The organism is Dyella lutea, from assembly GCF_024158035.1.
Classification (GTDB): domain Bacteria; phylum Pseudomonadota; class Gammaproteobacteria; order Xanthomonadales; family Rhodanobacteraceae; genus Dyella_A; species Dyella_A lutea.
On record NZ_JAMZEK010000003.1, the window covers coordinates 286,634 to 298,282 of the forward strand.

General features: G+C 66.5%; 11 protein-coding genes and 1 tRNA gene. 9 read left to right on the forward strand and 3 right to left on the reverse strand.

From position 1 onward, the window contains the following. The first annotated feature begins 6 nt into the window (after positions 1 to 6). From orn to NC595_RS13560, 4 genes are all read left to right on the forward strand, one after another. Complete coding sequence (orn, locus tag NC595_RS13545; RefSeq protein WP_253567274.1) at positions 7 to 564, forward strand: oligoribonuclease; 558 nt, start codon at positions 7 to 9, stop codon at positions 562 to 564. Between the two features lie 8 nt (positions 565 to 572). Then, positions 573 to 1,484 carry a dihydropteroate synthase gene (gene folP, locus NC595_RS13550; RefSeq protein WP_253567276.1) on the forward strand — a complete coding sequence of 304 codons (912 nt, stop codon included), beginning with the start codon at positions 573 to 575 and terminating at the stop codon, positions 1,482 to 1,484. A 57-nt stretch (positions 1,485 to 1,541) separates the two neighbouring features. Next, entirely contained in the window at positions 1,542 to 2,924 is a 1,383-nt protein-coding gene (gene glmM / locus NC595_RS13555; RefSeq protein WP_253567278.1) for a phosphoglucosamine mutase, read from the forward strand. Positions 2,925 to 3,025: 101 nt separating this feature from the next. Further along, positions 3,026 to 3,961, forward strand: a complete 936-nt coding sequence (locus tag NC595_RS13560; RefSeq protein ID WP_253567280.1) for an isopenicillin N synthase family dioxygenase — start codon at positions 3,026 to 3,028, stop codon at positions 3,959 to 3,961. Between the two features lie 58 nt (positions 3,962 to 4,019). Here the strand turns inward: NC595_RS13560 and NC595_RS13565 are convergent, their stop codons facing one another. Both NC595_RS13565 and NC595_RS13570 read right to left on the reverse strand, forming a co-directional pair. After that, entirely contained in the window at positions 4,020 to 4,700 is a 681-nt protein-coding gene (locus NC595_RS13565) for a DUF6445 family protein (protein WP_253567282.1), read from the reverse strand. A gap of 50 nt (positions 4,701 to 4,750) precedes the next feature. Continuing rightward, positions 4,751 to 5,560, reverse strand: coding sequence for an SDR family NAD(P)-dependent oxidoreductase (locus NC595_RS13570; RefSeq protein WP_253567290.1), 810 nt, complete (start codon positions 5,558 to 5,560; stop codon positions 4,751 to 4,753). 114 nt (positions 5,561 to 5,674) lie between these two features. Between NC595_RS13570 and tpiA the strand changes: the two genes are divergently transcribed. From tpiA to NC595_RS13595, 5 genes are all read left to right on the forward strand, one after another. Next, a complete protein-coding gene (tpiA, locus tag NC595_RS13575) occupies positions 5,675 to 6,424 on the forward strand; it encodes a triose-phosphate isomerase (RefSeq protein WP_253567291.1) in 750 nt (249 codons plus the stop codon). A gap of 24 nt (positions 6,425 to 6,448) precedes the next feature. After that, the gene (secG, locus tag NC595_RS13580; RefSeq protein WP_253567293.1) at positions 6,449 to 6,883 is read left to right on the forward strand and encodes a preprotein translocase subunit SecG; all 435 of its coding nucleotides are present in this window, start codon (positions 6,449 to 6,451) and stop codon (positions 6,881 to 6,883) included. A 7-nt stretch (positions 6,884 to 6,890) separates the two neighbouring features. Further along, a tRNA-Leu gene (locus tag NC595_RS13585) sits at positions 6,891 to 6,975 on the forward strand. Positions 6,976 to 7,135: 160 nt separating this feature from the next. Then, positions 7,136 to 7,339: a hypothetical protein gene (locus NC595_RS13590; RefSeq protein ID WP_253567295.1), complete on the forward strand. Its 204-nt coding sequence runs from the start codon at positions 7,136 to 7,138 to the stop codon at positions 7,337 to 7,339. Positions 7,340 to 7,635: 296 nt separating this feature from the next. Then, positions 7,636 to 8,289: a response regulator gene (locus NC595_RS13595; RefSeq protein WP_026107178.1), complete on the forward strand. Its 654-nt coding sequence runs from the start codon at positions 7,636 to 7,638 to the stop codon at positions 8,287 to 8,289. Between the two features lie 90 nt (positions 8,290 to 8,379). Here NC595_RS13595 and NC595_RS13600 read toward each other — a convergent pair whose 3' ends face one another. After that, positions 8,380 to 11,487 (reverse strand): Rne/Rng family ribonuclease, encoded by a 3,108-nt coding sequence (locus tag NC595_RS13600; RefSeq protein WP_253567297.1) that lies wholly within the window; start codon positions 11,485 to 11,487, stop codon positions 8,380 to 8,382. Positions 11,488 to 11,649 lie beyond the last annotated feature (162 nt).

Here is an 11,649-nt window from a genome sequence, read left to right on the forward strand (position 1 = left end):
GGGCACATGAGCCAAGACAACGACAACCTGATCTGGATCGATCTTGAGATGACCGGCCTCGACACGGATGCCGATTCCATCCTGGAGATCGCCACCATCGTCACCGACAAGGATCTCAACATCCTGGCCGAAGGGCCGGTGTTCGCGATCCGTCATGAGCTCGACCGGCTCGAAGCCATGGACAGCTGGAACCGCAACCAGCACAGCCGCTCCGGTCTGTGGCAGCAGGTACTCGAATCCACCGCCGACCACGCGGAGGCCGAGCAGGCGACGGTGGAATTCCTCAAGGCCTGGGTGCCGGCGGGCAAGTCGCCGATGTGCGGCAACTCGATCTGCCAGGACCGCCGCTTCCTGCATCGCCAGATGCCGCAGCTGGAGCGCTACTTCCACTACCGCAACCTCGACGTGTCCACGCTCAAGGAGCTGGCCCGCCGCTGGGCTCCGGCGATTGGCAAGGGCTTCAGCAAGGACTCGGCGCATACCGCGCTGTCGGACATCCGCGACTCCATAGACGAGTTGCGCTACTACCGCCAGCACATGGGCACGCTGGGCGGGCTGGCCTGAGCACGACCATGTCCGCCGCCGACCTGTTCGCCACCGTACTCGACTGCAACGGCCGCCCGCTCATGCTGGATCGTCCGCGCGTGGTCGGCATCCTCAACGTCACGCCCGACTCGTTCTCCGATGGCGGCCTCTACGCCGACCTCGATGCCGCCGTGGCGCACGGCCTGGCGATGGTGGCGCAGGGTGCCGACATGCTCGATGTCGGCGGCGAGTCGACCCGTCCGGGCGCGGCCGACGTGTCGGAGCAGGACGAACTGGCGCGCGTGCTGCCGGTGATCGAGGCGCTGGTCGCACGTACCGACAAGCCGATCTCGATCGACACCTCCAAGCCGGAAGTAATGCGCGCCGCTGTGGCCGCCGGCGCCGGCATGGTCAACGATGTGTATGCGCTGCGCCGCGAGGGGGCACTCGATGCCGCCGCGTCGCTCGGCGTGCCGGTGTGCATCATGCACATGCAGGGCGAGCCGCGCGGCATGCAGGACGATCCCCGTTACGACGACGTGGTCGGCGAGGTGCATCGCTTCCTCGCCGATCGCCTGTTCGCCTGCGAACTGGCCGGTATCGACAAGCGCAAAGTGCTGGTCGATCCGGGCTTCGGCTTCGGCAAGACGCTGGAACACAACCTCGAGCTGCTGCGCGAGTTGCGGCGTTTCACCGACTTGGGCAGCGGCGTGTACGCCGGCCTGTCGCGCAAGTCGATGATCGGCACGATCACCGGGCGCAGCGCTCCCGCGGACCGCGCTGCCGGTTCGGTCGCTGCGGCACTCATCGCCGTGCAGCAGGGAGCGAAGCTGGTGCGCGTGCACGACGTGCAGGCCACCGTCGATGCACTGGCGGTGTGGCATGCGGTGGACGCCAACCGGCCCGCGCGCCGCAAGGATCCGGCGCCGTCGATGCCGCGCTGGCCGGATGACGACTGATCCGCTGCCGTCGATGGTGGCTGCCCGACTTCCTTTCCAGGCTTCAAGGACATCTGCATGACCCAGCGCAAGTACTTCGGTACCGACGGCATCCGCGGCCGGGCCGGGCAGTGGCCGATCAGCGCCGACTTCATGCTGCGCCTCGGTCGTGCCGCAGGAACGGTGCTGGCCGCGCGCGCCAAACCCAGCATCGCCGGTGGCCAGGTACCGAAGCACCCGGCGGTGGTGATCGGCAAGGACACGCGCATTTCCGGCTACATGTTCGAGTCCGCGCTGGAGGCAGGGCTGGTGGCGGCTGGCGTGGACGTGCGCCTGCTCGGCCCGTTGCCGACCCCGGCGGTGGCCTTCCTGACCCGCTCGCTGCGCGCCGTTGCCGGCATCGTGATCAGTGCCTCGCACAATCCGTTCGACGACAACGGCATCAAGTTCTTCTCCGCCACTGGCGAGAAGTTGCCGGACGAGGTCGAGCTGGCGATCGAGGCCGAGCTGGAGCGCGACTTCGTCACCGTGCCGTCTGAGAACCTGGGCAAGGCCACCCGCATCGACAACGCCGTGGCGCGTTATGCCGAGTCCTGCAAGGCCACCGTGCCGGAGGAGCTCAGCCTGCACGGCATGAAGGTCGTGCTCGATTGCGCGCATGGCGCCACCTACCAGGTCGCGCCGAAGGTGTTCGCCGAGCTTGGCGCCGAGGTCGTCACCATCGGCGACACCCCGGACGGCTTCAACATCAACCGGGGCGTCGGTTCCACCCATCCCGAGGCGCTGCAGCAGGCCGTGGTCGAACGGGGCGCGGACCTCGGTATTGCCTTCGATGGCGACGGCGATCGCGTGCTGCTGGTCGATCGCACCGGTGCCGTCGCCGATGGCGACGACATCCTCTATGTGCTCGCCCGTGCCTGGCAGGCCAAGGGGGAGCTGAAGGGGCCGGTGGTCGGCACCCTGATGAGCAACTACGGGCTGGAGAAGGCGCTGGCCGCGATGGGTGTGGAGCTGATCAGGGCCAACGTGGGCGATCGCTACGTGTTGCAGCAGCTGCGCGCGCACGGTGGGGTGCTCGGCGGCGAGACCTCCGGCCACGTGCTGTGCCTGGACCGCGCCACCACGGGGGATGGCATCGTCGCCGCATTGGCCGTGCTCGAGGCGCTGGCCGAGTCGGGACAGGATCTGGTCCAGGCCCGTGCCGGGCTGGTGAAGCTGCCGCAGGTGATGCTCAACGTGCGCTTCAGCGGCAATGCCAAAGCCGTGCTGGAGGACGCCGAGGTGGCAGCGGCCGTGGGTGCCGCCCAGCGGCAGATGGCGGGCCGCGGCCGGGTGTTCCTGCGCGCCTCGGGTACCGAGCCGGTGGTGCGCGTCACCGTCGAGGGGGCAGACGCCTCCGAGGTGAAGGCTTTGGCACAGAGCCTGGCAGACGTCGTAAAATCCGTCGCCGAACGCTCGTGAGCCTGCTCTAGCTGTATCCAGGTCGCCATGGAATGGCCCGACGTGCCCCGCCCTTGCGGTGGCGGATGAAATCGACCGCACGCCAACCTGGAGCTCCATAAATGAAGAACGTTCCCACCCTGGACATCCGCCGTTACGACACCGACCGCGACGCCTTCGTCGCCGAGCTGGGTGCGGCCTATCGCGAATTCGGCTTCTGCTGCATCAGCGGCCATGGCATCGATCCGGCACTGATCGACGGCGCCTACGACGCCTTCAAGCGCTTCTTCGCGCTGCCGGCCGAGACCAAGATGAAGTACCACGTGCCCGGGTCCGGCGGTGCGCGTGGCTATACGCCATTCAAGGTGGAGACGGCGAAGGACAGCAGTTACCCGGACCTGAAGGAATTCTGGCACGTCGGGCGCGAGATCCCGCGTGATTCGAAGTTCGCCGACGTGATGCCGCCGAACCTGTGGCCGGAGGAAGTGCCGGACTTCAAGGCGTACGGCTACGGCCTGTTCGAGGCTCTGGACCAGCTCGGCACACGCGTGTTGCGCGCGCTGGCCCTGCACATCGGCCTGCCGGAGAGCTACTTCGAGGACAAGACCGACCAGGGCAATTCGATCCTGCGGCCGATCCACTACCCGCCGATCACCGAGGACAACATCCCCAACGTGCGCGCCGGCGCCCACGAGGACATCAACTTCATCACCCTGCTGGTCGGTGCCAGCGCCGAAGGCCTGGAAGTGCTGACCCGCGAGGGCCAGTGGCTGCCGATCACCACCCGGGGCGACGCCATCGTGGTGAACATCGGCGACATGCTGCAGCGGCTGACCAACCACGTGTATCCGTCCACCACGCATCGGGTGGTGAACCCGCCGAACGACAACGCGCGCAAGCCGCGCTATTCGGTGCCGTACTTCCTGCATCCGAACCCGGACGTGGTGCTCGATCCGGTGCCGGAGTGCGTCACGCCGGACAACCCGAGCCGTTACGACACTTCGATGACCTCGCACGAGTACCTGATGCAGCGCCTGCGCGAGATCAAGCTGATCTGATTTTCCGAGCTGACGGCACTGCGGATGAAGCGGGGAGCGAAAGCTCCCCGTTTTGCATTCAGGCCATCCAGAAAAACAGGGCGGTCATCCGTTTGGACTCGACACCATCCATCCCCCAGTAACTGCTGGCGCTGTGGATGATGTTGGACCTGTACACCAGCAGTCGGTTGTAGCGGTGCGGCACGCGCACGTCCTCGACGAAGGCCGTGGGCGCGACGAAACGATTCCCCAGCGCGTCGACCAGGTTGCGATGGGGCGGCATCACCATGTTGCCGGCCAGCTGGCCGTTCGGCATGCGCTGGCGGAAAAAGCTGGTGCCGCAGCGCTCCGGCACGTCGGGATTGAGATAGATCACCGCGGCGTAGCGGCACAGGTTGAGCGAATCGGTGTGCGGCTTGACCGCACCCTCCAGCGAACCGACCACCTGCACCGCGTTGTGGTTGAGCCTGAGGCCGTCTTCGGTCTGGCCCACCCACAGGCGTTTGGCGCCCGTGAGCTGGCGCACCCGCGCCTCCAGCGCCTCCAGTTCGGCCGGCAGCAGCGCGTCGTTCGCGCGCATGCCTGGCCAGACCTCGCCCGTGGCCGGATAACCGTATTCCCAGTCGGTCTTGGCAAGGCAGCGTTGGCGCACCTCGTCAGGGTTCGGCAGCACCTCGTCGACCACCCAATAGTCGCGCCCCTCGGTCGGCTTCCGGTAGGGCAACGGCCGCATCGCAGGGTGCGTGGGAAACAAGGACATGCTGGGATCTCCCGACGACGGTCCAGACTGCGCACGTTAGCGCATGGGCCTCAGTCGTGGCGGTTGCGGTAGCGCGCGGATTCGCGGTGGGACAACCACAGGGCGAGACGATCGGGCAGCAGTTCCGTGACGGTCTTGATGATGCGGTTGACGCGCCCCGGAACGAACACCACCGCGCCGCGCTCGACGGCGTCGACACCCTGCTGAGCGACCTCCTCGGCGCTGAGCCACATGAAGCGAGGCATCGCATTCATCTTCTGGCGGGTCCCCGTGACGTCGTGAAACTCCGACCAGGTAAAGCCCGGACAGAGTGCGCAGACATGGACTCCGGTATCCCGGTTCTCCAGTGCCAGCGACTGCGAAAGCTTGATCAGATAGGCCTTGGAGGCTGCATATAGCGTGTGACCGGCCGTGCCAGGAACGAAACCGGCCAGCGAAGCCACGTTGATCACACGCCCATGGCCCCGCGCGCGCATGCCGGGCTGCAGGCGCCAGGCCAGTTCGGTGGGCGCGGTCATCATCACCTGGATGAAGTCGGCGTGAGCCTGCCAGGGATTGGCGACCAGGGTGCCGGGCAGGCCGTAGCCGGCATTGTTGACCAGCCAGTCGACGGCATAGCCCTCCGCCTCCAATGCTTCGCACAGGCGCTGCGGAGACGATGGATCGGCGAGGTCGGCGGCAAGCACCAAGGAGCGCGTGCCGTGCCGCTCACGCAGCGCCTCGGCCAGTGCGTGCAGGCGATCCTCGCGGCGTGCGACGAGCACCAGGTCATGGCCGCGGGCGGCCAGCGCCCGGGCAAAGGCTGCACCGATGCCTGCGGAGGCGCCGGTGACGAGGCTGCAGGGGCGTTTGTCGGACATGATGGAGTTCCTTGCGGGCAGGCGGTCATCTTCGCGGGTGTCGGCATTGGCTGCCAGCGCAATTGTCCGGGGCCCAGAGCATCGCTAAGCTCGCGCTTTTTTGCGGGACATCCCATGCGCAAGAAGCTGGTCGCAGGCAACTGGAAGATGCATGGCAGCCGTTCCATGGCGAGCGCGCTCGTCGCCGAGCTGGCTGCCCATCGGACACCGGAAGTGGATGTGCTGGTGATCCCGCCGTTTCCCTATCTGGCGCTGGTCGCCGATGCGTGTGCCAGCGCCGGGATCGGTCTGGGCGGGCAGGATGTGAGCGAGCATGAGGGGCAGGGTGCCTATACCGGCGAAGTATCGGCGGCCATGCTCGCCGACGTGGGCGCCGGCTGGGTGCTGGTCGGTCACTCGGAACGCCGCCAGTACCACGATGAGGGCGACACATTGGTGGCCCGCAAGTTCGTCGCCGCGCTCGGCGCCGGGCTGACGCCGATTCTCTGTGTGGGCGAAACGCTGGCCCAGCGCGAAGCGGGGGAGACCGGGCAGGTGGTGCAGCGTCAGGTCAAGGCGGTGCTCGACCTGGTGGGTATCGCGCCGTTCGATACGGCGGTGATCGCCTACGAGCCGGTGTGGGCGATCGGCACCGGCCACACGGCCACGCCGGAGCAGGCGCAGCACGTGCACGCGCTGATTCGTAGCCAACTGGCCAGGGAGGATGCTATGATTGCGGGTCTGACTCGGCTGCTTTACGGCGGCAGCGTCAAGCCCGGAAACGCTGCGCAACTGTTCGCGCAGCCGGATGTCGACGGGGGCCTGGTGGGCGGTGCCTGCCTGCAGTCCGGCGATTTCCTCGGCATCTGCGAAGCCGCTCGTTGAGCGCAACGGAATCCAAAAATAGTCATGTTCGTCATTTTCAGCGTGTTCTACATCCTGGTGGCCGCGGCGATGATCGTGCTGATCCTCATGCAGCGCGGCGCGGGCGCCGATGCGGGCTCGGGATTCGGTGGCGGCGCCTCGGCTACCGTGTTCGGCGCCCGCGGCTCGTCCAACTTCATGAGTCGCACGACGGCGGTGCTGGCGGGCCTGTTTTTCCTGCTGAGCCTGGGCATGGGTATGTACCTGAGCCACAGCGGTACGCCGAAGGTATCGGACAACGATCTTGGTGTGATGGCGGGGGTTGCCAAGTCGGCTCCAGCCTCCCAAAATGCGCAGCCCGCCGCGGTGGTGAACAGCGACGTGCCGCAGGCGGCCAAGCCGGCCAGCACCAGCGCCGTTCCCGCAGCAGCGCCTGCTGCCGCGGCTCCCGCATCGGCGGCTAGCAGCAGCAAGAAGTAATACACCTGCCCAGGTGGCGGAATTGGTAGACGCACTACCTTGAGGTGGTAGCGCCGAGAGGCGTGGGGGTTCGAGTCCCCCCTTGGGCACCAACAACAGCGGGGCATGCAGAGCAGCGCCAGCCCCGGATCGAAAGCCGCCGCAAGGCGGCTTTTTTGTTGGTCGTTGTTTTTGTGGTCGCAGCGTGCACGTGGCGTGAAGTGTTGCTAACCTTTTCCCGCGGCTGCGCAGGGGCAGCTGTGGAGAGTCAAAATGCAAACGATGCATGCGGGCTCGGCGCTGCGGCGCGGGCTGCGGTTGTTTGCAGGGATGCTGGCGGGCGAGAAGGCCCGTTCGACCGCGCCCGAGGCGTTGGCGGCAAGGAGCGACCTGGTTTCCTGGTGTTCCGAGGCTCGCACGAGACGAGAGGACGAACTGGCGCGTAGCCGGTTCCTGCAATCTTTTCCCGAAAGCTAGCTGTCGGTCCGACTTGACGGCCGGCGCGCGGGACATTGTGCGACCGCTGCCACTTTCCGCCTGCCTTCCGGTGGATACCGTACGCGGTCAGTAGGCGTGCTCCTACGGCATCGACCCACAATGCGATGGCAAGCTATTTTTCGTTCGTCGGTTGCGACGAACGTCTTGATGCCGGCCCGTCTGTGTCATCCAGGGTTGAATGGGTGATTTGATGGCAAGCGGACATGCTTTGCCGGCTGCTGGCGCGCAGTGGAATTTGCGCGCAAGATGATTCAATACCCAAGGAGGGTAGCGTAGTGATCAATGTTGTCCTGGTGGATGATCACGAGCTGGTTCGCACCGGCTTCCGGATGATCCTGCAACAGCAACCGGATATTCGCATTCGCGGGGAGGCGGGGAGCGCGGAAGAGGGCTTGCGCCTGATCCGCACACTGGCGCCCGACATCGCACTGGTGGATGTCCATATGCCTGGCATGAGTGGTATCGAACTCACCGAGCGGGTGGTGCGGTCCAAGTTGCACACGCACATCGTGATCGTGACGGTGGTCGACGATGCCCGGTTTCCGAAACGCCTGCTCGATGCCGGCGCACTCGGTTATCTGACCAAGGGGTGTACCGCTGAAGAGCTGCTGGCGGCGGTTCGCCAGGTGGCCAGTGGCCGTCGCTATCTTGCACCGGCTGTAGCGCAGCAGCTGGCGCTGGCAACGCTGGATGGCAGCGACTCGCCGTTCGACACGCTCTCCAGCCGCGAGCTCGAAGTGGCGATGATGCTGGTGCGAGGCAAGCCGCTGACGCTGATCGGCGAGCAGCTCAATCTCAGTCCGAAGACAGTGTCGACGTACAAGCAGCGTCTGATGGAAAAGCTCAACGTCGACCACGTGATCAGTCTCGCCCACCTGATGGCCGTGCACGGACTGATCGATACTCAGGCGCAGCACGCCAACGCCTGAGCGGCATGGCATCTGCGTGGTAGCAAAACAAAAGCCGGGCATTCGCCCGGCTTTTGTTCAATGGGAACACCGGCTTTCGCCGGCATCCGGTCAGCTCACTTTGGTGTTGCCATCCTGTTTGCGTTCCGGTGCGTCTTCCTTGTCGGCTTCCGGCGTTTCGGGGGCAGGGTTCCCGGTCGCTGCTGCCGGTTCAAGTGTTGCATGCTCGGCGGCAGCGGGCGGTTCGATCGCCTCCCGAGGAGGCGTGTGCGTTGGCGTCGCAGTCGCCTGCGCAAGCAGATCACCCTGCGCCGGACCTGCAGCGATGGTGGTCGCAGGTTCGGCAGCCGCGCTGGTTGCGGGGGCGGACACCATGGCATCGGTGTCGGTCACGCCAGGCAGCACCGTCTCGTTGTCTGCCTGAGGTAGCTCGGCCACGGACACCGTGCCGTCCTGCTTCTCCTCGTACGCGGCCACCGCCACTGCTGGTGCCGCCGCGGTGATCGACGGTGCCTCCTGGACCTGTTCGTCGGCCTCGGAAGAGTTGCCTTGAGTGCGCTCGGTCGATGCCTGCGGAATTGGCGGCAAGGTGGGCAGGTTGAACGATGTCATCGCCGACGGTGTCATCGTCGCCACCGGCGGAGCCATGGTCATGGCCACGGCTTCGGCCGCATTCTCGGTGTTGACCGCGAGGGTGGGCTCGGTCGGCACGTCAGTCGACGAGGAGGCCACGATTGTCGCTGCGATCGCGACCGCACCGGCTTCGGCGGGGCGCGCCGACGGTGCGGGTGCGGCGCCTTCGCCGGCGCCATCGTGCTGATCGTCGCGATCCTCGTCATCCAGTCCATCGGCCTGCTGCGCAGCATCGGCTGTCGTACCGGCGGCGCCTTCGTCATGGCGGCGGCGGCGGCGCCCGCCGCGGCGACCGCGGCGGCGACGCGGGGTGCTGCCGTCGGTGGCCTCGGCAGCGCCTTCCACAGGAGCCTGCCCGGTCGCAGCGACAGGCTCGGCGGCTGCCGCTGCCAACTTCTGCAGCTCTTCGGCCGGTGCTTCGTTCACGACCGGGCCCTGCGGCGGTTGCGGGCGCGTCGCTGCGGGAGCCTGGCGCTCCGGGCGATTGCCGGTCGGCGCGGTGCCGGCCGAATCCGCCTTCACGTTCGCCGATTCCGGCTTCGGCTGCTGACGGGGCTGGGGTGCTTTGTCCTGGCGAGGACTATTGCCGGAAGCGGTCTTTTCCTGGCGAGACCGGCCCGCCTGCTCCTGTTCGCCACCGCGCTGGCGGTTGCCTTTCTGCTGCGCGGCATTGCCACCTCGACCGGGCTGCTGACCCTGTTCGCGGCGATTGCTCCTGTTGCCCTGGGATGCGTTATTGGCCTGAGCCTGCTGGGCGGGGCGATTGCGCTCGTCGCGGCGCTGCCCCTGACGGCGACTGCCGGAACGCTCGTTGCTGTCCGGTTCGGACGGCGCAGACGCCTCGGTCGGGCCGCGGAACCAGCCGAGCAGTCGCGTCAGCAGGCCGCCGGACGGGGCCGGTGCGGGTGCCGCCGCCTGGCGACGCGGCGCGGCCTTCGGGGCAGGTGCCGTGGCGACGACCTGAGCGGTTTCCTCTCGGACCGGTGCCGGTGTAGACGGCACAACGCCGCTGACGGCGGGCTGCTCGCTGCTGCCCAGGGTCTGGCCCATCTTCGGGATCGGCGACGCCTCGACAGCGGTCAGGCGCTCGTAGCTGGGCTTGCTGTGTTCGCCCATCTCCGCCTCCTTGATCCGCTGGATCTCGATATGCGGCGTCTGCAGCTTGCGGTCGGCGACGATGACCACGTGCACTTTGTTGCGCAGTTCGATCTCGACGACGCTGGCGCGCTTCTCGTTGAGCAGGAAGTTGGCGACCGTCGGCGGCGCCTGCACCAGCACCTGGCCGGTGTTGTCCTTCATCGCGTGCTCTTCGATCAGGCGCAGGGTCGACAGCGACAGCGATTCCACGCTGCGGATGTGGCCGTGGCCTTCGCAACGCGGGCAGACGATCTGGGTCGCTTCGCCCAGACTCGGGCGCAGGCGCTGGCGCGACATCTCCAGCAGGCCGAAGCGCGAGATGCGACCGACCTGCACGCGGGCGCGATCGAGCTTGAGGGCGTCCTTCAGCTTCTCCTCGACCTCGCGCTGGTGGCGCGGGCTGTCCATGTCGATGAAGTCGATGACGATCAGGCCGCCGGCGTCGCGGATGCGCAGCTGGCGGGCGATCTCCACTGCGGCTTCGCAATTGGTGTTGAAGGCGGTTTCCTCGATGTCGCCGCCCTTGGTCGACTTGGCCGAATTGATGTCGATCGCGGTCAGTGCCTCGGTCTGATCGATCACGATCGAGCCGCCGGAGGGCAGGCGTACCTGGCGATCGAACGCACTCTCGATCTGCGTCTCGATCTGGTAGCGCGAGAACAGCGGGGTATCGTCCTTGTAAAGCTTGAGCTTGCGCAGGGCGTTGGGCATCACCTGCTGCATGAACTCCCGCGCGTCGTTGAACAGCGACTCCTCGTCGATGAGGATCTCGCCGATGTCATTGCGCAGGTAGTCGCGCAGGGCACGGATGAACAGCTTCGATTCCTGGTAGATCAGGAACGGAGCCTTCTGCTTGGCGGCGGCTTCGGAGATCGAGCGCCACAGGGTGAGCAGGTAGTCCAGATCCCACTGCAGCTCTTCGGCGTCGCGGCCCATGCCGGCGGTGCGCACGATCAGGCCGACGTCGTCCGGTACGTTGAGCAGGTCCAGCGCTTCCTTCAGCGCCTGCCGGTCCTCGCCCTCGATCCGGCGCGATACTCCGCCGGCCTTCGGGTTGTTCGGCATCAACACCATGTAGCGGCCAGCCAGGCTGATGTAGGTGGTCAGCGCGGCGCCCTTGTTGCCGCGCTCTTCCTTCTCCACCTGGACGACCAGCTCCTGGCCTTCCTTCAACAGCTCGCGGATGTTCGCCTTGTGTGGGTCCAGGCCCGGGGTGAAGTACTCGCGGGCGATTTCCTTGATCGGCAGGAAGCCGTGACGCTCGGCGCCATAGTCGACGAAACAGGCTTCCAGCGAGGCTTCGACGCGGGTGATACGGCCCTTGTAGATGTTGGCCTTTTTCTGCTCGCGCGAGGGGATTTCGATATCGAGGTCGTACAGGGTCTGGCCATCGACGATGGCCACACGCAACTCTTCACGCTGAGTTGCGTTGATCAACATGCGCTTCATTGTGTTGTTTTCCTTGGACCTTCCGCGCGTCGCGTGCCACGGTGGCGCCACTGGGGGCGGCCTGCCGGGGATCGCGCCGCTTGCGGGAGGGCGGCAAAAGTACGACACCATTCCGGGTGCCGGCGATGATTCCTCTAGCTGTCACGCCGCGGTCGACCGTTC